Origin of the sequence: Desulfobaculum bizertense DSM 18034 (assembly GCF_900167065.1) — a bacterium.
Taxonomy (GTDB): Bacteria; Desulfobacterota; Desulfovibrionia; order Desulfovibrionales; family Desulfovibrionaceae; genus Desulfobaculum; species Desulfobaculum bizertense.
In genome coordinates, this window is sequence record NZ_FUYA01000007.1 from 99,626 (window position 1) to 124,391 (window position 24,766).

Genomic DNA, 24,766 nt, shown 5'->3' on the forward strand with positions numbered 1-24,766 from the left:
GCACCTGCGCGGTGTGTTTTGAAAATGGGCGATTAACTCAGTTGGTCAGAGTGCCATCTTCACACGGTGGAAGTCACTGGTTCAAATCCAGTATCGCCCACCATTTTCAACACACAGAACTGAACAGGAACCCAAAGTCCTTGACAGTCTGCGCACTTGCGTGCATATATCAAAGCCTCAACGCGTTTGAGTCTATGGGCGATTAACTCAGTTGGTCAGAGTGCCATCTTCACACGGTGGAAGTCACTGGTTCAAATCCAGTATCGCCCACCATATGATACATCAAGCTCCAGAATTTATTCTGGGGCTTTTTTTATTTGGAGGAGTTACGAGACTCTGTCTCGTGCTCTGCAAGGGGCGCTGCCCCTTGACCCCGCCCAAGGACGAGGCCCTTGGGAATCCCGATTTCGCCCGAAATAAAAGGGGCCGGATGAGTGAAAGCCTTTGGCTTTCCCCTTCATCCGGCCCCTTTTTTTCGGCCTAATTAACTCAGCGTGTGTTCTTTTTCTTTGCGCTCCACCCCTTTCTTTTTGAACGCGAGCGTTCAAAAAGAAAATGGAGGCAACGCACGGGAAAGAGAAAGAAGCTCTCGACGCTAGCCCCAACAAGTTTAAAAGCCGAGGAAGCAAAGCTTCCACGGCTTTTAAACTCGATGAGGATACGTAAGGGAATCATTCCCTTACGCGGGGGTTTGGGGGCTGGCCCCCAATTATATACCCACCCATCCAAATCACCCGCTTCATCTGTCCCTCCAGTCCTTATTTATAAGTTAGAAAAGCTGCCAAAGGAGTTTGACACCGATGAGCATAATGACAGCTCCGAGGAATTTTTTGACGGTGCCGGGGGCGAGGTGCTTCTGCATGTAGTTTGTTCCGAGATACCCGCCGAGGGCGGCAGCGACGCCGACGCAAAGGACGAGTGGGATGTGAATATTTCCCATTGCCCAGTAGGCGAGAAATCCGGTGAAGGAGGAGAAGGGGACGACGAGGGCAGTAATCATGGCGATGCGCTTGGGGTTGAAGCCAAGGAGCACCATGAGGGGAGCCACCACACCGCCGCCACCGACACCGAGGAGGCCGGAGCTTCCTCCTGCGAGGGCGCCAATGAGAAAGAGCGTCAGGGCAGGGGCTTTTTCGCGATAGATTTCCCGGTCTGTTTTGCGCTTGGGCTTGAGCATCATGCTGCTCGACATAAAGAGGAAGGCGATGAAGCAGAGCTTGAGAGCTGACTCATCGATGAATGTTGAGGCATAGGCTGCAATGGGGGCCATTGCGATTGAGCCAATGATGATGGGGCTTCCGAGCCGAAGGTCGAGCCGCCCTGAGCGCAGGTTGGAGACGGATGCACCGATGAGGCTCAGGGTGTTGACGAAGAGGCTGGTTGGCCGCGCCTCGGCAAAGGGGACGCCCAGCCAGTGAAGGACCGGAACGAGTACGAGCGCTGACCCAATACCGCCAAGGGCAAAGATAAAGCTGAGAACAAACGCGATTGCGGAAATGAGTAAAATTTCCATATGGGAACCTAGCCTTGAACTTTTTTAAGAATCGTACCGGGTTTGAGTATGGCCAGAAAATTTTCAAGCGGGGAAGTCAGACACTTCACGTTTTCGTAGCCCTTGTAGCGCAGATAGGCGTACGCAACCGCACCACGGAAAATAGACGTGCAAAAGACTATGTTCAGCGTGTCATCGGAAATTTCGTCAAGATGCTCAGACAGAGTGTTGAGGGGAATGTTGGTGGCAAAGGGAAGAGGAAGATAGGAAATTTCTTCGGGAGTACGAACGTCAATGAAGCGGGCCTTGTCGGTGCCGTAGAGTGGAGCAGCCTGCGCCGCGCTGATGGAGTGCTGGCCGGAACCTAAAAAGCTCAGATCCATTTCCGAAAGAATAGCCTCAAAAGTCTCTGTTTTTGCCGTCGTCATTTTGAAATCCTTGAATAAAATCAGCTTGAGAGTGAATGGGTAAATAGCTGTTTGGCTATTCGGCCAAATACAGGGTATGAAAAAAAGCCCCTTATTCCTGGAGCTTGTTTCCAATGCAGTGGAATGTGTCCACAATGCAGGGACAGACCAGCGTGTAGAAAATATATTTCCCTCTGCGTTCGTCACGGATGAGTCCAGCCTGCTTGAGGATGGCGAGATGCTTGGACACCGTGGACATGTCGTTTCCGACCATTTCCTGAAGTTCGCCAACGCAACGCTCACCGTGTGAGAGTGCGTCGATGATGAGCAGTCGGGTGGGGTGCGCCATAGCCTTGTAGACTTTGGCGAGTTCCTCATATTTCGAGTGTGGCAGAAGAAAAATATTATTCATAACTGAGCTTCCCTAAAGGAGATACGTTTGGCGATAACGCCAAATGTGTGGGGTGGTCAAGCCTTCTTTTGGGAGAAATAGCACAGTCGGGGCGTGAGGCGAAGTTTTTGCGTGCAAAAAACAGGAAAGCCGTGTCAGAAGCTGGATTCAAAGCCTGGGAGATGATAGCTCATGTCAGAGAGGTGACAGATGGACTATTCATGGCAGGTACTGACTCTTTCGGAACAGGGAGATGACTGTGGACGCTGGCTCTTGGCCAAGAAGGGAGTGAGCGGGGCGTCGTTTAGTCTGAACCCTGTGTTTGGCGTGCGTGAAGATCAGGGAATATTTTCGTGCTTTGACTTCCCGTGCAAGGGCTTTGAGCTGCACTGTGGTGAGCGGCAGCTGGCTTTTGGACGTGAGCTTTTCGTCCCGGAACCTTTACGGGGAAGAGGCGTAGGTTCCTACCTTTTACGCTGGCTTGCCGGGCAGGCTCTGGATGCCGGGCTGGGAGCAGAGCGGGTGCGCTCGCTGCATCTTATTTCGCGCCAGAACACGGAATTGCGCAATGCGTTTTATGAGCGACTGGGCTTTGAGCTGACCGTGTACCGGGATGGAAGCGGCTGGGCACGATTGCCTCAACTCAAAGCCATGCAGATGCAGCCGTCGCATGAAAAAGTACGGCCAGTTCTGGATGAAGAGCCACGGCCTGTGGCCTTGCAGAACTTTGCAGACATGAACTCGCGCTTGCTCCAGACCTGAATAGGCAGTACAGCCCCCTGAGCCGAAACGGCTTGGAGGTTAAAATGGAAATTGTACTGTACGAACCGGAGATTCCGCCGAATACGGGGAATATTGCGCGGCTTTGCGCTGCGACCAAGACTCCGTTGCATCTTGTGGAGCCTTTGGGTTTCAGTCTGGAAAATAAATATCTCAAGCGTGCAGGGCTGGACTACTGGCCTTATGTTGACGTGACTGTGCATCCGAACTGGGAGCATTTTCTGGAGCATGCTGGAGATCGCCGTATTGTTGCGACCAGCTCCAAGCAGGGCAGCCGCTATGACCGTTTTGGTTTTGAAGCTGACGACATTATTTTGATGGGGCCAGAAACGCGTGGCCTGCCCGAGCAGGTGATTGCGAGCGTGGGGCATTGCATTAATCTGCCCATCTGGGGACATGTGCGTAGTCTGAACCTGTCGACTTCGACAGGTATTATTTTGTACGAAGCAATGCGTCAGGCAGATATTTTCCCAGACATTGAACCGGGTGTGGCGCACGATCTTGCGATGTCATAGGCGCATGATTTTTTAGGACGCGAAGGAGCGGGGAATGGAATCTGTGATGTACTGGGCTGTGCCGCTGTGCGCAGTCCTTGTGGACTGGTTTGTTGGTGATCCGCATGGCTGGCCGCATCCTGTTTGTGCACTTGGCTGGTATGCCGGTCGCATAGAATATTGTGCCCGACGCTTTGCTGGGCAGAAATTTTTGCTCGCCAAGGGTGCTCTTGGCGTTGTGCTGATGGCTGGAACGGCGTGGCTTGTCGTGGCTGGCCTCACGGCGATTCCCTATGTTGGGCTGATTCTGGCGTTGTATTTTTCCTTTGCAGGTTTGGCTCTTGGTCAGCTTATGCGTGAAGGCCGTCATGTGCTCGCGCTGCTGGATGCTGGGGAGCTGGAAGATGCGCGTTTTGCTCTTTCCTATCTCGTGAGTCGTGAGACTGAACAGATGAGCGAGGAAGACGTTCGTGCCGGGCTTGCCGAGACGCTGAGTGAAAATCTCAACGATGGTTTTGTCGCTCCATTTTTCTATCTGATGCTTGGTGGACCTGCATTGCTGTGGGCGTACAAGGCCGTGAGCACGCTGGATTCCATGTGGGGGTACCGCACGCCACAGTATGAAAAGTTTGGCAAGGTTGCGGCCCGAATGGATGATGTACTTGCGTGGATTCCGGCGCGTTTGTGTGCGCTGGGGCTGCTGTGTGGTGCAAAGCTTTTGCGCTATGAGACGGCAGGCGAAGCCTTTGGGCATGCATCAATTGACGCAGGCAAAAGCGCGAGTCCGAATGCAGGCTGGCCAATGGCAACGGCGGCATGGCTTGCTGGCGCGGCAATGGGTGGCCGAGCTGTGTATTTTGGGAAAGTGAAGGAAAAACCCGTGCTTGGTCCTGCGGGGGAACCGTGGACTGATGCAGCATTGCGGCGGCTCATGCGGCTTATTCCTGTAGGAGGGCTTGTTGGGGCTGCTTTTTGTGGCATTTTGGCCGCTGTGATTCGCTTTGCTGTGTGCTAGATTTCTTGCGCTTTCAGGGGATTGCAGGTAGGTCTCTTTGACTGGGGAATGCTTGGCAGGAGACAAACACAAAGCACCTCTGGAACTCAAGGACTGGAGAAGGTTCATGGAAACAGGAATTACAGACTGTCCTGGAATGGATTATCTCGTATGTATTGAGGGCTTTTTGGTTCCTCTTGCACAGATTAAGGCTATTGGGTGGATTGAGAAAACCTACTCCGATCCAGACGCTCCCTATGAGCCTGAGCAGTATTATTTTCGAGTTTATCTTTCACAGCCAGAAGGCGATCGTGGGGATGGCGTGCCGCGTGATCTGGCTGCGTTTTTTGACTCGGAAACTGAGGCCACGCAGGAACGGCTGGCCTTGGCAAAGAAGGTGAATGCCTATTATCAAAACATGTTTGGGGTGATTTTCCCTACGTGTGTGCATTAAGCATTTTCCGCATACATCTTTAGCGCAGAAACATATGTTTCTGCGCTTTTTTTGTGCCCTTGGAACAAGATAGGTCTTGGTTCATGTCTGTGTGCTGTGCTATTTGTAAACGCAGTAATATCGCTAACAACTGCATTGCAAGGAGCTGTGCTTATGTACTTTAAACAGATTGTTGTTCCGGGCATGGGCTGTTTTTCGTATGTGATTGGATGCCCTGCGGCCGGCGCAATGGCTGTTGTTGATCCCAAGCGGGATATTCAGGATTATCTGGATATTTCACGGCGGGAAGGCATGAAGATTACGCACATTATTGAAACGCATGTCCATGCTGACCATGTGAGCGGAAATCAGGAGCTGAAATCGCGTACAGGCGCGACGATATACATGGAAAAGGATTCTCCGGTGAGCTTTCCGTTTGAGCCGCTGAAAGAAGGTGATCGACTGGAAATAGGTGCGGCACGTATGGATATTCTGGAGACCCCCGGGCATACGCCCAATTCACTGTCTGTGCTGGTTTCTGACTTGATGCGTTCCGAAGAGCCGTGGCTTATTTTGACTGGTGACGTGCTTTTTGTGGGAGACATTGGGCGTCCTGACCTTGTTGGACCTGATGTGATTGATCAGCAGGTACGCAATCAGTGGCAAAGCCTCTACGTGAAGTTTGGGCAGTTGCCGGATCATCTGGAAGTTTTTCCTGCACATGGCCAAGGCTCACTGTGCGGCAAGGGGATGAGTAGCAAAGGAAATTCCACGCTTGGCTATGAGCGGGCAGCAAATCCCATGCTTCAGTTTTCAAATTTTGAAGATTTTCATGCGGCGATGACGCAGACCTTCCCGGTGCGACCGAAGAGCTTTACTCACATTATCCAGTCGAACATGCACGGCGCGCCTTTGCTTGAGCGCTGTCCTATGGATTTGGCTCTGAACCCTGACCAGTTTGAGGCGGCGATGGAACGGGGGGCGGTTGTTATTGACACCCGTGGTGCGGCGTCATTTGGTGGAACACATATTCCGGGAAGCATTAACATTGGCTTTGAGCCTGCCATGGCCAACTGGGTCGGCATGGTGGTGGAGCCTGATGCGGATATTATTCTCGTGGTGGATGGGCCAGAGCGCTATGCTGAAATGCAGACGATTTTGCATCGCATTGGCTACGACCGAATTTATGGCTGGCTTGCTGGCGGTATGAGCGGCTGGGTAATGAGCGGGCGGCCAGTGGAGCGCCTGCCACAGTATTCATCCAGGGAGCTGGCAGAAGAGCTGGTTGGTGGTGGATTGCCGCAGATTATTGATGTGCGAACTGATGCAGAGTGGAAACAGGGATACATTCCCGGTTCAACGCATGTCGCATTGACTGACCTGCTTGCGGAGGGCGTGCCGGGACTGAAAGCAGACGAACCTGCACTCGTGCTTTGCGGCTCTGGTTACCGTTCAAATATCGCCGCAAGCCATTTGCAGCATGCTGGATTTCCTAAAGTCTCCTCTCTTGCTGGCGGCCTTGTCGCATGGCAGCGTGCCGGGAATAGCGTCATGAAAGATGTGGAATAAATTGCTCTGAACTTAGCAGGGCAGAAAGAATACAAAAGCACGCCTCAGCGTTTACTGGGGCGTGCATGTTTTTTAGCGATGTGCGAGTGTTTTGTTAAGGGAACCATGCCCGACGAGCATGGTTGAGGAACTCAAATCAAGTTCGGGGCGCTGGCGCTGATACTCAATGGACGCCAGTGCAAGGAGAGAATGAAAAATGTAGTCGTGAGAAATTGGAAGGTCTTTGTTTGCCCAGAGGTTCGCAACGTGCTGTGGAGAGTTTTGGGCATATTTTTTTGAAAACCAGACGATGAGAGGCACTTTTCGTTGCTCAGTACGATCAGGGTTGCCGTGGTTAAAGACGCCGTCTTCTCCAAGGGATTCTCCGTGGTCGGAGCAGTAGAGCACAAGCGCATTTTTGTTGCGCACAAGCTCAATTGTTCTGTAGAGCAGATCGTCAGTCATCAGGATGCTGTTGTCATAGCTGTTTATGAGCCCCTGTATGTCCGAGGTGGATGACGTGTCTGGTGTCCACTTCCTGAATTTCTGCGCGTAGCGATTCTTGTATGCCCAGTGACTTCCTCGTGTATGCAATACTACGAAGTGGCTTTTGTTGGGCGTGTCTTGCAAAACTTTTTTTAGCGCAGGGAGCATCATGTGATCCTGAGCTGTTTTGTATTCAACATTGAAGAATGAACGGAAATAGAGGTTGTCTACGCCAACAAGCGTTCGGGTGATTGGATTGCTGTGCCTGTCAAATTTGTCGTTAAGGGAAAACCAGAATGTTTCGAAACCAAGTTTTTGAAAAATGCTAAGGAAAGACGAGCTGGTGACTTCTGGCTGTGCGGAATCCGCTTCTGTGATCATAATTGGAACAGAGCGGCGGGTGTTTGCAGCAAAAGAAGTGACATCTTTGAAGCTCACAGCATTTTTTTCTAGAGAAAGTTTTGGGGTCGTGTTCCGATGATAGCCATTCAGTCCAAAATGGTCCGCACGGGCTGATTCTCCAAGGACAAAGATGACATCAAGTGGAACCTGCTTGGTGCGGTGCGCTTCCAGTTGTGCTGTGTTTTCGATTTTTCCTAGCTCATCAATGGCTGAGGCATTTTTGATATACCCAAAGAAGGCGTTAACACTATTGAAAGGTATGATATTTTCAAAGTGGGTCAAGAGCCGTTCATTGTCATAATGCTCTTTGAAGTATGAGCTGTTGAGATTCTGGTATGCTCCTATAAGAAGCGCACAGAGTATCCCAAAGAATCCCAGATATCTTTTTGTGACGCGCATGCCTGAGAGGGCACGGGACGTGAGAAAGGTCATGGCTCCAGCCATGAGGAGCCAGAGGAGAAGCCTTGGTTCCAAGAATTCTTTGGCTTCAAAAAATGACGTTTCCAGACAGGCACCAATGATGTCTGGTGTTATTTTAAGCTGGAAGCTTGAAGTGTAGTATCCCGTTACTGCGGATAAAAGAAAAAGACATGTAAGAAGCGGTGTCTTTGCTCTTTTGCTTAGTGCCAGAAGGGAAAAAATAAAGTTAAAGAGAAGAAAAATATACAGTCCAACCCACCAGGGCGTTGTGCTTGAAGGAATTTTGTCTGGATTGTAAAGGAAAATCGTGGCCGCTGATATGCATGCAATGTAAATATATTTCATAATTAACTCGAGTAGCTAGGGGCTATATCCTGCCTGAAGTCAAAAAGAAAGCTCAGAGTACGTCGCCGAGAAAATTTGAGAATTATGCCTATGGGATGGCAGTATTTTACATACTACAGGGCAGAAAGAATACAAAAGCACGCCTCAGCGTTTACTGGGGCGTGCTTTCTGGTTTTACTCTTTGGAGCTGAATGTAATCGAGAAGCAGGATGAGAATGAGCATGAAAGGAAAGTCGAAATCAAAGAAGATACTTCTCCTAAAGGGGAAGGATTCAGCGAGAGTAAAGAGGAAATCTGCTAAGCAGTAGACGCCTGCGAATGCGATTAAAGAAAGGATGCCTGAGGATGGAATTCTGGGGAACCCTTTTGAAGTGTCGGGGAATACCATGACAAAGACCTTGAGGCTGGGGTCCGTGTTGTGAAGTACTCTGTGTCCATGAATGAAGTACACGATAAGGAGTGCGCTTATGACGAGATGAGGGAGGCTTTCGAGACTGATGGGGAAATTGCCGAACCAGAAAAGAGGTGTAGCCTTGTTTGGCGCAAGTCCAAAGGCGAAGCTATTTCCTAGAGATATAAGAGGAATGAGGAGTGAAAGCTGGAGAACTCTGAGAGAGATGTGCCTCGCGCATGCAATAGCCTGATTCCGTGGGCTGTCGGGAAACTCCGTGTTCATGTCGACCTCGCAATGTCTGTTGGTGTAATTAGAAAGACATAGCAATATGAGATAGTTAAGTCGAATTTTGCCGATATTTTGTCTGGAAGTGGCAGAGTCTCCTTTTTAGGCCTGTGCGTAGGAGATTGGGCGAAGGGGGGCATTGATCGAAAAGCTTTTGAGGAAGTGATAGAGGAATATTACAAGTAAAGCGGTAGGGATGTAGAAACTGCAAATCCAACACAAAAGGATGAGGGGCTTGGGTTGGGCTAGGGCGCTGATCAGGTCTTTTTACCAAGATATGGTGCGGGCATTTCGCAGGTGGCACCAAAGAGTAAGATAAAGGCAGTTCCTTTTCTGTGAGAGGACTGCCTTGTGTTGCCCAGAGGTTGCTTTAACTTTTAAACTTGAGAGATTACTTATTACCCAAAGCATACCCCGCAATGACGCCAAAAATGGTGAAAATATGTGAGTTTTGCGGGTCTTGAACTATATACAAAATTCCAAGGACTGGAATTAGACAAGAGAAGCAGAGGAGTTTGTAAGTATTAATTCCTATTCCTTGACTTTTTCTTTTAAGCAATTCGAAAATTTTATAGCTAGAGAAAAATAGATAAAAAATAAGAGCGAATAAACAAATAATTTTAAGCGTGAGTGTCATTTAGGCTCCGTTTTTAGAATTTTAAGCATCTTTTTATAAATATTGAAGGGTGATTGCAACGTAGGAGTTTGAAGGAAGGATTGCACCTATATGCGAAAAAAAGGAAGAACGGAATATTTTTTAGAAAAAAGAGACTTGCTGACCGCGATAAAAAAGGGTTTACGCTTTTACACGTAAACCCTTGAACCGCTTGTTGGGATAGCGTTCCTTGAGGATGTGTTCTCTGCCTGCCGGTGTGAAGGGCCTCATGGCGTTGTATTCCGAACTCCTTGGCAAGGAAGAAATCTGGAACACATCTGCTGGAGTTATGAGCTGGTGAGAAGCTCGGCCACGAATTCAACGGCTGGGAAAAGATGGGTGCGTATACTTTTCGCAAAGCCTGCTGATGTCATGCGGGCTGCCCAGCATATTTTTAATACATAACTTTTATGGCAGCAGACGTCTTCTTTGCTTTTTCTACAGCATCCTGAATATCGTCAGCAAGGGCCAGAGCGACACCAAGACGGCGCACTCCCGCGCATTCGCCTTTTCCGAAAATCAAAACCTTTGTATCTGCCTCGCGGAGCGCAAGGTCAACGCCATCAAAGGCTGGCTTGTCTGATGTGCCATTGGACAAGATAACACTTGATGCGGCGGCTCCGTACTGGCGAATACCTGGAATGGGCAAGCCCAAAATAGCGCGCACATGCAAGGCAAATTCACTTAAATCCTGAGAGATGAGAGTCACGAGTCCCGTGTCGTGAGGGCGAGGGGACACTTCGCTAAAAATAATGTCATCATCTTTCACAAAAAGTTCAACGCCGAAAATGCCACGCCCACCGAGGGCGTCTGTGATCTTGCGCGCATACTCCTGTGCTTTTGCGAGGGCCTTTTCGCTCATGGGTTGCGGCTGCCAGGACTCGCGGTAATCCCCATTTTCCTGCCGGTGGCCAATCGGCGCACAAAAGCTTGTTCCATCAATGTGACGTACTGTCAGCAGGGTAATTTCATAATCAAAAGGCACAAATTTTTCGATAATGATACGCCCTTCACCAGTGCGGCCTCCGGACTGAGAATATTCCCAGGCCTTTTGGATATCAGCCTCACTCTTCACAATAGATTGCCCTTTTCCGGAAGAGCTCATGACAGGTTTGATTACACAGGGAATACCAATTTCGACCACTGCGGCTCGGTACTCTTCTTCTGTGTCGGCGAAACAGTATTTTGATGTGGTTAGGCCCACTTCCTCAGCAGCAAGCCGTCGGACACCTTCACGATCCATTGTCAACTTTGTCGCATTGGCCGTAGGGACAATATTGAATCCCTCTTTTTCAAGCTCGACCAAAGTAGACGTCGCAATCGCCTCGATCTCGGGGACAATATAGTCCGGCTTTTCTTCTGTAATAACCTTTCGAAGTGCCTCACCATCTAACATGGACATGGTATAGGAACGGTGTGCAACCTGCATGGCCGGGGTGTCTTCGTAGCGATCAACTACAATAACCTCAACGCCAAGACGCTGCGCTTCAATCACAACTTCCTTACCAAGTTCTCCGCCACCAAGAAGCATCATTTTTTTTGCTGATGCAGTTTTGGCTGTTCCTAATAGTGCCATACTCAATCCCTTTAAATAAATTTACGTCATGCTTTAGGCAGGAACCCTCTATGCCAAACTTCCTTCCAAATTGAAAGGATTTCCCTTTTGGATTTTTGCGGCTTCAAACGCCTTTGTTTTTTTTGCGATTTTGTGGGGGGAGTGCTGAGAGTTTAAGGGGGAGGCGTCTCTTGCAGGGGGGGGCAGTGTTGTGTCAATTGGCTTTGTGAATGTATATTGCGCACGCAACTATATAGAAAAAGAAATACATCTCTTTTTTGTCTGCGTGGCGGAGGAGCACGGCGAGCTGGTGTAAAAAAGTGGGAGTGTACGGCCTGTCGAAGATATTCCCGGTGGGAGCATTATGTAGGGAATGCCAGAAATGAGGAGTGAGGTGTTGGTAGCGAAAAGAAAGGAAGAGGCTTGGGGACGAAAAAGTCGCAGAAAAGGTAGGGTGCTGGGTCCCGTTTTTGGGTCCCGCAACAAAAAAAGGGTTTACGTTTTTACACGTAAACCCTTGAATTCGTTTGGTCGGGATGGCGTGATTTGAACACGCGGTCTCTGCGTCCCGAACGCAGCGCTCTACCAAACTGAGCCACATCCCGTTGCGGAAAAGACATTTATGTGTTCAGCCCCGCTTTGGCAAGTACTTTTTTCATTTTTCTTGAAAAAAGTGCTTTTTTCCAAAAACTTGAGCTTTTCACTAGGTCACCCCTGTTCCTTTTCGAATTCCTGCCGATTCAGAAAAAGAGATTTTTCGTTGGATAACGAAATATCATTATCAAATTCCCAGTTGTCCTTGCCAGATATTTTTTTTACACCTCGACCTAGCACCCCCGCTTACATCTAGCTCTTGAATTTGTAACAACTTTCTCGCAAACGCTTCGCGAGACTCCGGGTGCTGAATCTGTTTGCTGACTTGCCTCGCTGAACAAGGAGTTATGGCTGTGGTTCGGGTTGTCGTTGTGGATGATTCTGCTTTCATGAGAAAAGCCATCCAAACCATGCTGGATAAAGATCCAGAAATTCGTGTTGTCGCAACTGCCCGCGACGGACGGGAGGGCGTTGAAAAAGTACGCCTGCACCAGCCCGATGTCGTCACTCTCGACATCGAAATGCCGCGCATGGATGGGCTGACCGCTCTGAGACACATTATGATGGAGATGCCTCGGCCTGTGTTGATGGTCAGCTCGCTGACAACAGAAGGCGCTGAGGCAACACTCAAAGCTATGGAGCTTGGGGCAGTGGATTTTATCCCGAAACAGCTTTCCAGAGTCTCTCTCGATATTATTAAAATCGAAGAGGATCTGCGTCGAAAAGTGAAAACTGTTGCCCGAAGACGCTTTCGTGCCCCGGTTGCACGACGCGCTGCGCGTCCGGGAAACACTCCCACCCGTTCCAGACGGGCCGCTCGACCTCGCCCTTCGGGAGCACCCCGGCGTGACGTTGTCGCTATTGGCGTTTCGACTGGCGGACCGCCAGCTGTTCAAAAGCTCCTGTCGCGACTCCCTGCGGATTTCCCCGCGGGTATTCTCATTGCGCAGCATATGCCTGCAGCTTTTACTGGACCCTTTGCCAAGCGTCTTAACGGCGTTTGCCCACTTCCCGTCAAAGAAGCAGAGCATGGCGAACGCTTTGCTCCGGGGCACGTGTATGTCGCACAGGGCGGAAAGCACCTGAGAATTGTCCAAAAAGTGAGCAGAATCGATATTGAAGTTTCGGAACGACCAAGCTCAGCGCTCTATAAACCTTCCGCAAACGAGTTGATGACTTCGGTTGCAGAAGGCGTGGGACGTCGCGCCCTTGGCGTTATCCTGACGGGGATGGGTAACGACGGCCGTGATGGAATTCGAGTCGTTAAGCAGCGGGGTGGGCGAGTCCTGGCCCAAAATGATTCTTCGTGCGTTGTGTATGGAATGCCAAAGGCTGTTGTTGATGCCGGGCTTGCTGACGAGATTGTAGATATTGAAGATATGGCAGACGCAATCGTAGAGAATATCTACAGGTAACAGCACCATTTCTTTCGCAGAGAGAGTGCTGAAAGGATGAATATTGATGGAAACATGCGTTGAAATTACAGACGTGCTTCAAAACGGAAGCCCCGAAGAAATGCGAGAGGCTGCATTTCTTGCTGGAGAGCAAGGCTGCCGTGACGCTATCCCTCTTCTGGCGAACCTTTTGCTCACAGATAATCTCGGATTGCAGGACGCGGCTGACATGGCTTTGCGACATCTTGGAGGAGAAGAGACCGCAAAGGCTGTTATCCCTATGCTGCGTTCAGAAAGTGCACCTGTTCGTAACCTCTCTATGGATATACTCCGGGAAATTAGCGCACAGGCAATGGCTCCACTGCTTGCGCTTCAGCATGACGCTGACCCGGATGTCAGAATTTTTCTTGCGGACATTCTCGGCTCCAGTGCGAGCCCTGATGCTGTTCTTCCGCTTGGTCAGATGTTGCTCAAAGATCCCGCTGTCAACGTGAGAAATCAGGCCGCCATTAGCCTTGGCGAGCTTGGAATGACAGATGGCGCCCGCTTTTTGAACAAAGCCTTGCAGGATGAAGAATGGGTTCAGTTTGCCGTTGTGGAAGCGCTGGCCAAAGTTCGGGATGAGGAATCCGTTGGGGCTTTGGCAAAAGCCTTGAGTACCTGCTCCGTGCTGGTCGCATCCATGATTGTGGATGCCCTTGGTGAGATGGGAAATATTAAGGCTGTTCCGCTTTTGCTCCGGAACATGGACGGTGCCCCAGAGGCTCTGCGAAACAAGATCGTGAAGGCTGTCATTCAGATTCTTGGGCCGCAGTCATTAACCTTGCTTACAGAAAAAGAGCAGGCAGATTTTTTACAGTATCTTTTTGAGGCCTTGCAGGACAGCGACACGAGTATTCAGGACGCTGCCATTCAGGGGCTTGGTGTGACTGGAGGGGAAAAAGCCTCGGAAGAAGTTTTGAACCTCGCCGTTGCAATGGACCCTGAGCACGATCAGGAGCGTCTTGAAGCTGCTATCTCGGCCCTTGCCTCAATTGGTATGACAAACACCCTTGTGCAGGGACTCCACAGTTCTGACACGCATCAGGTCATGATTATCGTGGACGTTTTGAACCGCATCGGAGGCGATGAGGTTTGTACGTTGCTGACGGATGTCTTTTGGCAGGTCGAACGCGATGTGCAGCGTTTCATTATTCATGTGCTTGGGGAATGCGGCGCACCAGTCAAAGATTTTTTCTATGATGTGCTGAATCGGCACAATGACGGCGGAGTGCTCAAAGGCGCCCTTCATTACTTTGGCGAAATGGTCAAGGAATCCGAAGCCGGAGCCGTTGTCTTTGGCTTTTTGGAGCACCCATTCCCAGATGTTCGCGATGTCGCCCTCGAAGCCTGTGTCGCCATTGGTGGCGCGGAAATGAGCAAGCGTTTTGTCGTCCTCGCAAAAAGCCCGGAGGCAGAGCATCGGGCCAAGGCTGTGTACGCGCTTGGGCGTTTGGACTGCGTTGGCAACCTTGAAGAAATCAAGATCGCCCTTGAAGATGAATCGCCAGATGTACGCAAAGCCGCGATTGAGGCCTTTTCGAATTTGAAAAATGGTCTCAGTGCCTGGCTGCCAGTTATTATTTCTCGGCTCAATGACGAGGATCAGTCTGTGCGCCTTGCCGTTGTCGATTTGCTTGCGGAAGTGCAGCAGTCAGACGTGATTCCAATCATTGTGAGCGCCCTTGATGATGAAGATGACTGGGTTCGGGTTCGAGCCATTGACGCCCTTGGGCGACATCAGGCCATTGATGCAACCCCACGGCTTGTGGAGTGCATCGACTCTGACTCCCGGCTCGTCCAGATCAAAGCTATCGAGGTTCTGGGAGAAATCGGCGGGCCTGTCGCCTTCTCGACGCTTCTCGAACTTATCGCCGTGGATGATTATGAAATTGCTGGAACCGCGGAGCGATCTCTCGAAAAAATTCAGGAAGATCAGGCAGGGGAGGGGGCATAATGTCAGCGCTGTTTACTCATTCTGCTACTCTCAAGAAGGATTTTGTCATCTCTGCGGAGGAATTTACCCAGCTTCGTGATTTCATTTACTCCAAAAGCGGAATTTTCATCGCTGATAATCGGAAATATTTGCTGGAAAATCGTCTTCGGAATAGACTCAAGGAGCTGAATCTTAAAAGCTTTAGTGAGTATTATTACTTTTTGCAGTATGACATGCAGCGTCGCAAAGAGTTGACCAAGCTCTTTGAGGTCGTGACGACCAACGAAACAAGCTTTTATCGCAATCCGCCGCAGCTTGATGTCTTTCAGAAGAACGTGTTGAAAGAACTCGTCGAGGAGCAGCGCAGAAAAGGCGAAAAGCGGATTCGTATTTGGTCTGCAGGGTGCTCCACAGGTGAGGAACCCTACACCACCGCGATGCAGCTTCACGAAGTCCTGCGTTCCGAAATTGCCGCGTGGGATATTCGCATCACTGCGAACGATCTCTCTGACGCGGTGCTCGCTGCGGCCCGGCGTGGTGTCTATTCTGAGTATTCTCTCCGAACGACTCCCAAGGAATTCATTCCTCGCTATTTTGAGAATGAAAATGGAAAGTACAAGATTAAGCCCTCTGTGAAACGGCTCGTGACTTTCGGGCAGATCAACCTGAGCGACAGGATGCAGCTCAAGCGCGTTGAACGGTCGCACATCGTTTTTTGCCGAAATGTCATCATCTATTTTGACGACATTATGAAAAAAAAGGTCATTAACTCCTTTTACGACAACTTGCTCGCTGGTGGGTACTTGCTCATTGGACACTCAGAATCGTTGCACAATATATCAAGAGCATTTAAACCTGTGCATTACCCCGGCGCTATTATTTATCGAAAATTATAGCGTTGTAAGGCTCTAGGTTAGCTGAGGAAGAAGACTGGCTGGGGGCCAGCCCCAGCCCGCGAGGGCTGGATGGGCGGGAGGGGGAAGTTGGGGGCCAGCCCCCAAACCCCCGCGTAAGGGAATGATTCCCTTACGTATCCTCATCGAGTTTGAATTCCCTCCACGCTTCGCGTGAATGAAATTCAAACTTGGGTGAGAAGGCGTAGAGAAAGTCTTTCTCTTCTGCGAGTTGCCACCACATTCTTTCTGAACGCGAGCGTTCAGAAAGAAAGGGTTGAAGCGCAAAGAAAAAGAACACACGGGACGCCCACTAGCTGGAGTATGGGGTTGATGGAGAGGAGAGCATAGCTCTCATCCCACTCAACCCCATACTCCAGCGAAAGCGGGATTCCCAAGGGCCTCGTCCTTGGGCAGGGTCAAGGGACAGCGTCCCTTGCGGGGTATTAGGGGCAGCGCCCCTAATAATAAAAAAAACAAGTATACCACCAAAAATGGAGTCATACCGTGGGGGCGCAAGTTCTTGCCATAGCAAACCAAAAGGGCGGCGTTGGAAAGACGACGACGGCGCTGAGCCTTGGAGCTGCGCTGGTGCGCGAAGGCAAGAGGGCGCTTGTGATTGATATGGACCCCCATGCCTGCGCGTCAATACACCTCGCACACTACCCGGAAGAGATTGAGGCTTCGGTGCTGGATATCTTTTACGCAGACGAGAGCGATGCAGGGATGATCTGGCCTGAGATTATTCACCACGAGGAAGGCCCGGGCTTTGATTTTGTTCCGGCGAGCATCCGCCTTTCTGATCTTGAGGTGGACCTGAAAGAGCGTCAGGGGCGGGGTGGTATTTTTCGTCGGGCCATTTTATGCATAGAGAATGATTACGACTATATTGTTCTGGACTGCCCGCCTCATGTGGGGGTGCTTCTGGTGAACGCTTTAGTCTCGGCAAACCTTGTCATCATTCCAATCCAGACGGATTTTTTGGCTCTTCATGGGCTGCGACTACTTTTTGACACAATGGGGACCTTAAACAAGGTTCTGGTGCATCCGCTCCAGTTCATGACGCTTGGGACGATGTTTGATCGTCGGGCAGGGGCCTGCCGTCGTGTTTTGAATTTGTTGCGAAAAAAGATGAAAAGTCGGGTTTTTGATACGGTCATCAACCTTGATACGAATTTTCGAGAGGCGAGCGCCAAGGGCAAGGTGATTTATGAAATCAGTCCGAAGTCACGGGGCGCGCTAGAATACACGCTGTTAGCCAAGGAGATCATAAAAGATGAAATCTCCTGAAGAATATTTCATCGATCGAGATTTTCCTGTTGAGCCACAAACGGAAACGCTTTCTGACTCAGAAAAGGCGTTTGTGGAAAAGTTTCTTGGAGTGTCTGCGGAAAATGGACAGGGCGACCTTGTTCTGCCGCGACCTGTGCAGGCTGAGTCGGTGACGAGTTTTGCCGCACAGCCCCAGGAGCAGGAACATAGTGCAGGAGCAGAGAAGAGTGCTGGAGTGCCTACCGCACCAGAAAAATGTGATGAAAATCTGGAGCAGGCGGCCCCGGCAGAAACTGTGGATGCTGATGATTTTGAAGAAAAGCTGAAAGAGGAAAACTCGCTTCAGCTTGTGGCCTTCACGCTCAATGGTCAGGAATACACCGTTCCTATTGAGGCTGTTCAGGAGGTCATTAAATACGTGACACCAACCAAACTGCCGTCTGCCCCGGCTTACGTCGCAGGCATTGTGAACCTTCGGGGCCATGTGACGCCGCTTATTACAACGGGGTCGCTTTTGGGCGGAGGTGAAGATGGTGATGGGTGTCGATTTATTATGGTATGTCGCCGAAAAGGATTGCAACTTGGTTTGCTTATCGAAACGGTGAAGACGATGTATCGAGTCGAGCAGAACCGAATAGACTGGCACGTGGAGAGCCACCTAGGAAGTGATGCCGAGTACGTGATGGGGCTGCTGAAAGCTGATGACCAGCGTCTTGTCGGGATATTATCTGTAGACCGCATAGTTCAGCATGTTCTCATGGCATAGGGGAGAAAAATGTCTAAACATATTCTGATAGTGGACGATTCTAAAACTGTAAGGAATCTCGTCGCCTTTATTATGAAAAAGGAAGGATTCCTTGTTACGACCGCTGAGGACGGGCTTGATGGGCTGGAAAAGCTCTATTCCTGTGCTCATGTCGATTTGATTATTTCCGATGTGAATATGCCGCGAATGGATGGCTTTACGTTCATCAAGACCGTTCGCGAGCAGGAGACATATCGAGATGTTCCAATTGTCGTGCTTTCGACAGAGGGGCAGGAGCAGGACATTCGTACGGGCATGAACCTTGGTGCCAATCTGTACATGGTGAAGCCCGCGCAGCCTGAATCTATGGTGAAGAATGTCAAAATGCTTCTTGGAGCATAGCTTTCGGGGAAGCCTGGTATACATCCAATGGCCCTCAGTTGTTGTGACCGGAGGCCGAACCTTTGAGGTGGGGCAATGAATCAGGAGTTCATGGATCCTGAAATTTTTTCAGATTTTATCATTGAGGCCAAAGAGCACCTGGAAACGATTGAGCCGAATCTTTTGGAGCTGGAAAGTAATCCGGAAGATCTGGACTTGCTCAATGAAATTTTTCGCCCGATGCATTCCCTAAAGGGAGCGTCTGGTTTTTTGGGGCTGGATAAAATCAACATGGTTGCTCACCGGGCAGAAAATGTTCTGGATGAGTTGCGCAAAGGCAAAATGAAAACCACGTCGCACATTATGGACGTGATTCTGAATGCGACTGATGTTTTGCGAACCATGATTGAGAATCTGGAGACTGAAGAGAGCGAAGGCGATGTCGACATTAGTCCGATTGTTGGCAAGCTGGATGCCTTGATGAAGGAGCAGGCTGGAGGAGCTTCGGCTTCTGCACCGGAAGCCGCGTCAGCACAGCCTGCCGCGCCAGTTTCTGCGGCGCCGGCACCTTCTGCTCCAGAGGCCGAGGCTGCCGGAGATCTTGCCGTTGCCGAGCGCCCGGAACCAGAGAACAGCCCTGTTGCTGAAAGCCTTGAGGCGTATGCCCTGTCTGTTTCGACCCATGAGCACCTGACTGATTTTGTGGAAGAGGCGCAGGAGATTGTCCAGAATCTGAACCAGTCACTGCTTGGTCTGGAACAGCTGGATGAGCCTCAGGAAACTGTGAACGATATTTTCCGGTATTTCCACAACCTCAAGGGAAACAGTGGAATCGTTGGATATTCCGAGCTGAACGCCCTGACTCATGAGGCAGAAAGCCTGCTCAACAAGGTACGCCACAAAGATATTGCGGTGAGCCATGAGCTGGTTGATTTGCTGCTCCAGGTGGCGGACGTTATTGAGTCGCTGGTCAATGGCGTGAACATTGAAAGCGGCGAAGTGACTCCTGTTGGCACTGCTGAGCTGCTTGCCCGTTTGCAGCTGGCCTCGCAGACCGGAACCGTGACTGCACAGGAAGCACCTGTTGCCAAGTCTGAAAGCGCAGCGCAGGGTGGCAAGGCCGAGGACGTTCTGAGTGAAACAGAAGAGTCTGGTCTGGATGGGGTGGACCCGGAAGACGTGAAGATTTTTCTTGATACGGTTCGCCAGCAGCAGGAAGCCATTCATCTGGCCCTTGTAGAGCTGGAAAAGGACTCTGGGCAACAGAATTATGTTGATGCCCTGTATCGCTCGCTGGTGACGGTGCAGAATTCCACGGGCTATATGGGCTTTGACGACATAAGCCTGAACGCCAAGCGTACAGCCGGTCTGGTTGATCAGGCACGAAATTCAGATATGGATTTTGGCTTGATGATCGACATCCTGAAACAGGAATGCTCTATCATTTCTGATCAGATTAAAGCCACGGTGGAAGTGCTCAAGGTACAGTTTGAGAAGGCGGAAGAAGAGGCTGCGGCCCCAGAACCGGCTACTTCGGCTCCTGTTGTGGATGAGTCCCCAGTGCTGAAAGAGACGGCAGAGTCTGCTCAGAGCGCACAGCCGTCTGCTGAGACAGCATCCCCGGCAAAGGATGAAGCTCCAGCCCCTGAGGCTGCGAAGAAACCTGCCAAGAAAGCCGGGAAAAAGCCTGTTGAAAGCAGCAAGCGAAACAAAGCAAAAATTTCGACTATCCGTGTGGATCATGACAAGCTCGACCACCTGATGAATTTGATTGGTGAGCTTATCATTAACCGCAACCGTTTTGCTATGCTGGCCCGCCATCTGGAAGAGGGCGGAGAGCAGCTAGACATTCAGGACGTGGCTTCGAATTTGACCGAAACCACCTATGCAATGGCCCGTATTTCTGATGACCTTCAGGATACAATTATGAAGGTCAGAATGATGCCAGTGAAAACGGTCTTTACCCGTTTCCCTCGTTTGGTGCGTGATTTGTCCCGCAAGAGCCAAAAGGCTGTGGAGCTGATTACCGAGGGCGAGGAAACAGAAATGGACAAGAGCGTTATTGAGGAGATCGGCGATCCGCTGGTGCACCTCTTGCGTAACGCTGTTGACCACGGACTGGAGCCGCCGGAAGAGCGTCTTCGTCTTGGCAAGCCTGAGACCGGGCGTGTGTGGCTGCGAGCCTATCACGCAGGAAATTCGGTCAACATCGAAGTTCAGGATGATGGTCGTGGCATTGACCCGCAGCGTATGCGCGAGGTTGGTGTTCGCAAGGGGATTGTGACCGAAGAGGAAGCAAAGAACCTTGACGATCAGCAGGCCATTGAGCTGATTTTTGCACCGGGATTCTCTGGGGCAGAAAAGGTGACGGATATTTCTGGCCGTGGTGTGGGCATGGATGTTGTCAAAACCAACATCAAGAATCTGAAAGGCTCAATTAATATCAATACGGAAATTGGCAAGGGAACCTGTTTTACCCTGTCCCTGCCGCTGACCTTGGCTATTATTGATGCTCTGATGGTGACGGTGTCTGGACAGACCTATGCGATTCCGCTGGAATCTGTGTCTGAGACGACCAAGCTGGATGCTGATATCCTTACCGAAGTGAATGGCCGCAAGGCTGTGACTATGCGGGATGAAGTGCTCGGCATTATGGAGCTGTCCGAGATTCTGGAGCTTGATCCAAACCTTGAGGAGCGCGAGCAGCTCCCTGTGGTGGTGATTCAGGACGGGAATCGACGTCTTGGGCTTATTGTTGATAGCCTTCTGGAACGTCAGGAAATTGTTATTAAGCCTCTTGGGGCGTACCTTGGCGACAAGGAGGGGATTTCTGGGGCAACGATCATGGGTGACGGCTCTGTCGTACTCATTCTTGATCCTCATGAAATCTACCGCATGTCGATGCGCGTTATCTAAATCTAATGAGGCCGGGCCTGAGTGTCCGGCCTTTTTTCTTGCGCAAGGCAATATAAAAGCCCGCAGGCTTGCGCCGTGCGGGCTTTATTTTTTTTGGGGAAAAGGAATCTGCTAGGCAAGCGGAGCGATGTTCTGGAGAACCAGAAATGCGCTGGCAACGCCAAAGGCACAGAATCCGAGAACGAGCAGAACAAGTCCGCTTATCATGGAAAATTTGTGACGCATGGGCGTCTGGGAGCGGAGAATAAACGCCCAGAACAGGCAGGCCAAAACACTTGCTCCGGCTCCAGCTCCGGCGACGATGGGCATGTACTGCTGCATGGGAGAACCAGAGAGCATGGGCATGGTGGCCCAGACAGACCAGCCTTCTGCGCAGAGGGCGAGAAGCGTTGTTGCAATGGCCCAGCCAGCGCCTGTGCGTGCAGCAAAGGCGTAGTAGTCGCGGCCCCAGTCGTCACGGTTTCGGCGCAGAATAAGCCAGACTAGCCCTGCGGCGGAGGCACAGGCCAGTGCATCCAGCAGGAAAGGAATGAGCAGGGGCAGGAAGAGCATGGAGCCTGCACCGCGGATGATAACTACAAGCGGGTTGATGCTTTCTGGCGGCAGAGCTGGCAGAATCATGGCAACGAGCTTGGTGGAGAGCGAAATGGCACACATGACAACGAGCAGCAGCACGGTCAGGATGCCAAGCGCCTTGTGCGGCGTGGGAGCCTTGCGGGAGCTTTTCCAGCTCATGGAGTAGGCTCCAGCACACAGAACATAGGCCACGAGTGCACCAAGCATGGGAGCGAGCACGAGAGGTGCGTCAATCCAGGGCTGGGCAAAGGCTGGCTTTTTGACATACATGTAGGCAAGGCTGGCTGCGCTTGCCAGAAGAAGATAAAGAGTCGCAAAAAAGCCCAGTTTGCTGAGCTGCTGGGCAAACTTTTTGAAGAAGATTTTCTTTTTGGCCCCGGCGAGGAACTCACAGGCAACAGCGACAGGAAAAGCTCCCATGGCTGTGAGTACGGCTGTGAGATGGAGCGCAAAAAGCACAGCCAGGGGATAGACCCCATAGTTAGTGATGATGCCGCTCGCTGCCAGTTCCGAAGAACAAGGGACAGACGCCCCGAGCAGCATGGGACTCAATTCCGGGAAAAACATACAGCAGTCTCCTTAAGGGTTCAGCAAACAGAAACCTGTTTGACATAGGCGATGCTTTTTTTGCCCTAAAAAAGTGCACAGGGCAAGCCGGACACTGGTCCCTGTGCTGCCTGTGAGAAAGAGCATACTTGAAGAACCTGTAAAAATCGCGGTACGATTTGACAGCGGCATATCCTGACTGTGAGAGACGAGGAGGGGAAAATGGCTGTTCGTTTACGGTATACTTTTCTGAGCGGGTGTCTGTGTCTTGTTCTCTGTGGCTGTCAGGGAATGACGTATTCCGTACGTGATGGCTGGCGTTTGGAAAGTGTCGAGGAAAAGACCGTGCAGTTGCAGGAAGACCAGTTGCAGCAGCGCGACCGCCTTGATGCCCTGGAAAAACGTCTGGCAGTGCTCGAAGCGTCTCAACTCGCTGATTCGCGCGTTCAAAAGGGAAAGGCTGCACCACGTCTGGCCGCTTCTTCTCAGATGAAGACCCCGCCGCCAGAGCGGAAAAGCCTTCGTCCGCAAAAAAAGAAAACACGCACTCCGTACGTTTGCCCCTTGCGGAAACATCCTCGCAGAAAACCTGCTCCCGCAAAGGTCGCAGCGGCTCCCAGTAAAAAAGCTCCTGCCTCGCGTCAGGCTCCATGTGTCCCCCCGGCGCACAATGTTCAGCCTCAAAAGGTTTCCAAAGCTGTCGTCCACAAACAGTCTTCGCAGGCTCACCCGGTTAAGAAAGTTTCGCGTGTGAACGTGCAGGCGACCAAAGCCAAGGACCTCTATGACAGAGGGCTTCGCGCTGTGCTGGAAGACAGGCCCGCCAAGGGACGAGAGCTTTTGAATCATTTCATAAAAAAATATCCTCGCCACGAGTTGCAGCCGAATGCCCGTTACTGGATTGGGGAAAGTTTTTATTCTGAAAAACGTTTCCCAGAGTCCATACTCGCCTTTAAGGCTGTAACCAGAGGCTATCCCAAGCACGAAAAATCTGCTGCGGCCCTGCTCAAGACGGGCTATGCCTATGAAAAGCTTGGAGATGCACGAAACGCTGCGTTTTATCTCAAAATTGTTGTGCAGGACTACCCGAACACTGAGCCAGCTCGACTTGCCCGGCGTCGCCTTGCGCTTCGGAACTGGTAGGAAAAACTTGTTGTGAACCACGCTCAGCTCAAAGAATATCGGGCCTGCCTTGCCTTGCGCCACTGTCTGCATATTGGTCCACGGACATGGAAACGCCTCTGTGATTTTTATGGCTCTGCGGCAGAAGCCGTGGAGGATTATGCCTCGTGGCGAGAGCACCGTCTGGTGTCGGCCCGGCAGTACGACTCTTTTGTATCCAAAACATGGGAGCAGGGGCAGGAAGAGGAGCACGCGGCTGCGCGTATCCATCGGCAGTGTGTTGTCCTGTCTACTGATCCACGTTTTCCTGAGGCGTTGCGCCAGCTCCCGGACCCTCCGCTTTTTTTGTATTATTCTGGGCAGATTTCCCTGCTCAAGAATCCTTGCGTTGCTGTTGTTGGATCGCGAATGTGCAGTACTGCGGGCGTTAACATGGCCCGAAGGATTTGTCGTGAGCTGTCCGCTGCGGGCATTACTGTGGTGTCTGGCATGGCCCGGGGCATTGATCGGCAGGCGCATCTTGCCAGTGTTGAGGGGCCGGGGGCAACGATTGGCGTTTTGGCAACGGGACTTGACCAGACCTTTCCTCTGGAAAATAGCGATGTGCGCAGGCGAATCGAAAGCAGAGGACTCCTCCTCTCTGAATTTGCACCGGGGACGGAAGCTCTTCCGGGAAATTTTCATATCCGAAACCGTTTAGTTAGCGGGCTGAGCCTTGGGGTTGTTGTGGTGGAGGCTGCCAAGCGAAGCGGAACGCAGATTACGGCGCGGCTGGCACTGGATCAGGGCCGTGAAGTGTATGCCCTGCATGGGCCAGAAGGAACGCCAAGCTTTGAGGGATGCAGGCATTTGCTGGAGGATGGAGCGCATGAAATTCATTCAGCCTCCGAAATTATTCTGGATTTGTCGGCGCAGATTACGGCATGCCTTGAAGGGAAGAGTCCCTTTGCCGGGCGAAAGCCCGTCATGTCGCCGCATCAGTCGAAACTTCCGCACATGAACATGGCTCCTCGTGATGATTTTGAGAGCGAGAAAAGACAGCCTCCAGAAACGGCGTTGGCTTCATCCTGTCTTGCGGGACTGGAGCAGGATTCTGATGAGTTTGCAGTGGCTTCACTGCTTTCTGCTCGTACGCAGACACATATTGATGCCTTGTCCCGAGAGCTTGGGTGGGAGGCATCGCGGACCAGTTCTGCACTTTTGATGCTTGAACTCGATGGTCGGGTGCACCAGCTTCCGGGTATGGAATATGTTTTGAGTGCGTGATGATT

General features: G+C 51.1%; 20 protein-coding genes and 3 tRNA genes. 16 read left to right on the forward strand and 7 right to left on the reverse strand.

Annotated elements, in window-relative coordinates:
- Positions 1-26 precede the first annotated feature (26 nt).
- Together B5D23_RS11005 and B5D23_RS11010 are read left to right on the forward strand one after the other, a co-directional pair.
- Positions 27-103: transfer RNA gene (locus B5D23_RS11005), tRNA-Val, on the forward strand.
- A gap of 93 nt (positions 104-196) precedes the next feature.
- Positions 197-273, forward strand: a tRNA-Val gene (locus tag B5D23_RS11010).
- Between the two features lie 496 nt (positions 274-769).
- Here B5D23_RS11010 and B5D23_RS11015 read toward each other — a convergent pair.
- From B5D23_RS11015 to B5D23_RS11025, 3 genes are all read right to left on the reverse strand, one after another.
- On the reverse strand, positions 770-1,513 hold the full coding sequence (locus B5D23_RS11015) for a sulfite exporter TauE/SafE family protein (RefSeq protein WP_078685495.1): 744 nt from the start codon (positions 1,511-1,513) through the stop codon (positions 770-772).
- Between the two features lie 8 nt (positions 1,514-1,521).
- Positions 1,522-1,920: a rhodanese-like domain-containing protein gene (locus B5D23_RS11020; RefSeq protein WP_078685496.1), complete on the reverse strand. Its 399-nt coding sequence runs from the start codon at positions 1,918-1,920 to the stop codon at positions 1,522-1,524.
- A gap of 91 nt (positions 1,921-2,011) precedes the next feature.
- On the reverse strand, positions 2,012-2,311 hold the full coding sequence (locus B5D23_RS11025) for an ArsR/SmtB family transcription factor (RefSeq protein ID WP_078685497.1): 300 nt from the start codon (positions 2,309-2,311) through the stop codon (positions 2,012-2,014).
- Positions 2,312-2,500: 189 nt separating this feature from the next.
- On the opposite strand from B5D23_RS11025, the gene B5D23_RS11030 reads away from it, so the two are divergent.
- The 5 genes from B5D23_RS11030 to B5D23_RS11050 all read left to right on the forward strand — a co-directional run bounded on the left by B5D23_RS11030 (position 2,501) and on the right by B5D23_RS11050 (position 6,560).
- Positions 2,501-3,052 (forward strand): GNAT family N-acetyltransferase, encoded by a 552-nt coding sequence (locus B5D23_RS11030; RefSeq protein WP_078685498.1) that lies wholly within the window; start codon positions 2,501-2,503, stop codon positions 3,050-3,052.
- Between the two features lie 44 nt (positions 3,053-3,096).
- A complete protein-coding gene (locus B5D23_RS11035) occupies positions 3,097-3,585 on the forward strand; it encodes a tRNA (cytidine(34)-2'-O)-methyltransferase (protein WP_078685499.1) in 489 nt (162 codons plus the stop codon).
- Between the two features lie 34 nt (positions 3,586-3,619).
- Positions 3,620-4,579, forward strand: a complete 960-nt coding sequence (locus tag B5D23_RS11040; RefSeq protein ID WP_078685500.1) for a CobD/CbiB family cobalamin biosynthesis protein — start codon at positions 3,620-3,622, stop codon at positions 4,577-4,579.
- Between the two features lie 106 nt (positions 4,580-4,685).
- Positions 4,686-5,012 (forward strand): hypothetical protein, encoded by a 327-nt coding sequence (locus B5D23_RS11045; RefSeq protein WP_078685501.1) that lies wholly within the window; start codon positions 4,686-4,688, stop codon positions 5,010-5,012.
- Between the two features lie 153 nt (positions 5,013-5,165).
- A complete protein-coding gene (locus B5D23_RS11050) occupies positions 5,166-6,560 on the forward strand; it encodes an MBL fold metallo-hydrolase (RefSeq protein ID WP_078685502.1) in 1,395 nt (464 codons plus the stop codon).
- A gap of 72 nt (positions 6,561-6,632) precedes the next feature.
- On the opposite strand, the gene B5D23_RS11055 is transcribed toward B5D23_RS11050, so the two are convergent.
- The 3 genes from B5D23_RS11055 to B5D23_RS11075 all read right to left on the reverse strand — a co-directional run bounded on the left by B5D23_RS11055 (position 6,633) and on the right by B5D23_RS11075 (position 11,686).
- Positions 6,633-8,192, reverse strand: coding sequence for a phosphoethanolamine transferase (locus B5D23_RS11055; protein ID WP_078685503.1), 1,560 nt, complete (start codon positions 8,190-8,192; stop codon positions 6,633-6,635).
- Between the two features lie 1,728 nt (positions 8,193-9,920).
- Positions 9,921-11,102 carry a formate-dependent phosphoribosylglycinamide formyltransferase gene (gene purT / locus B5D23_RS11070; RefSeq protein ID WP_078685506.1) on the reverse strand — a complete coding sequence of 394 codons (1,182 nt, stop codon included), beginning with the start codon at positions 11,100-11,102 and terminating at the stop codon, positions 9,921-9,923.
- 507 nt (positions 11,103-11,609) lie between these two features.
- Positions 11,610-11,686, reverse strand: a tRNA-Pro gene (locus B5D23_RS11075).
- Between the two features lie 342 nt (positions 11,687-12,028).
- Between B5D23_RS11075 and B5D23_RS11080 the strand changes: the two genes are divergently transcribed.
- The 7 genes from B5D23_RS11080 (at position 12,029) to B5D23_RS11110 (ending at position 21,251) form a co-directional block, all read left to right on the forward strand.
- Positions 12,029-13,090, forward strand: a complete 1,062-nt coding sequence (locus B5D23_RS11080; RefSeq protein WP_078685583.1) for a protein-glutamate methylesterase/protein-glutamine glutaminase — start codon at positions 12,029-12,031, stop codon at positions 13,088-13,090.
- 46 nt (positions 13,091-13,136) lie between these two features.
- Entirely contained in the window at positions 13,137-15,065 is a 1,929-nt protein-coding gene (locus tag B5D23_RS11085; RefSeq protein ID WP_078685507.1) for a HEAT repeat domain-containing protein, read from the forward strand.
- Entirely contained in the window at positions 15,065-15,940 is an 876-nt protein-coding gene (locus B5D23_RS11090; protein ID WP_078685508.1) for a CheR family methyltransferase, read from the forward strand. The genes B5D23_RS11085 and B5D23_RS11090 overlap by 1 nt, the downstream gene beginning before the upstream one ends.
- A 504-nt stretch (positions 15,941-16,444) precedes the next feature.
- Positions 16,445-17,227: a ParA family protein gene (locus tag B5D23_RS11095; RefSeq protein ID WP_078685509.1), complete on the forward strand. Its 783-nt coding sequence runs from the start codon at positions 16,445-16,447 to the stop codon at positions 17,225-17,227.
- Complete coding sequence (locus B5D23_RS11100) at positions 17,214-17,975, forward strand: chemotaxis protein CheW (RefSeq protein WP_078685510.1); 762 nt, start codon at positions 17,214-17,216, stop codon at positions 17,973-17,975. Before B5D23_RS11095 ends, B5D23_RS11100 begins: the two co-directional genes overlap by 14 nt.
- Before the next feature lie 9 nt (positions 17,976-17,984).
- The gene (locus B5D23_RS11105) at positions 17,985-18,356 is read left to right on the forward strand and encodes a response regulator (protein ID WP_078685511.1); all 372 of its coding nucleotides are present in this window, start codon (positions 17,985-17,987) and stop codon (positions 18,354-18,356) included.
- Positions 18,357-18,431: 75 nt separating this feature from the next.
- Positions 18,432-21,251 (forward strand): chemotaxis protein CheA, encoded by a 2,820-nt coding sequence (locus B5D23_RS11110; RefSeq protein ID WP_078685512.1) that lies wholly within the window; start codon positions 18,432-18,434, stop codon positions 21,249-21,251.
- Between the two features lie 111 nt (positions 21,252-21,362).
- Here the strand turns inward: B5D23_RS11110 and B5D23_RS11115 are convergent, their stop codons facing one another.
- A complete protein-coding gene (locus tag B5D23_RS11115) occupies positions 21,363-22,394 on the reverse strand; it encodes a hypothetical protein (protein WP_078685513.1) in 1,032 nt (343 codons plus the stop codon).
- Positions 22,395-22,595: 201 nt separating this feature from the next.
- On the opposite strand from B5D23_RS11115, the gene ybgF reads away from it, so the two are divergent.
- Both ybgF and dprA read left to right on the forward strand, forming a co-directional pair.
- On the forward strand, positions 22,596-23,516 hold the full coding sequence (ybgF, locus tag B5D23_RS11120) for a tol-pal system protein YbgF (protein ID WP_078685514.1): 921 nt from the start codon (positions 22,596-22,598) through the stop codon (positions 23,514-23,516).
- 12 nt (positions 23,517-23,528) lie between these two features.
- Complete coding sequence (gene dprA, locus B5D23_RS11125; RefSeq protein WP_078685515.1) at positions 23,529-24,761, forward strand: DNA-processing protein DprA; 1,233 nt, start codon at positions 23,529-23,531, stop codon at positions 24,759-24,761.
- The last annotated feature ends 5 nt before the right edge of the window (positions 24,762-24,766 follow it).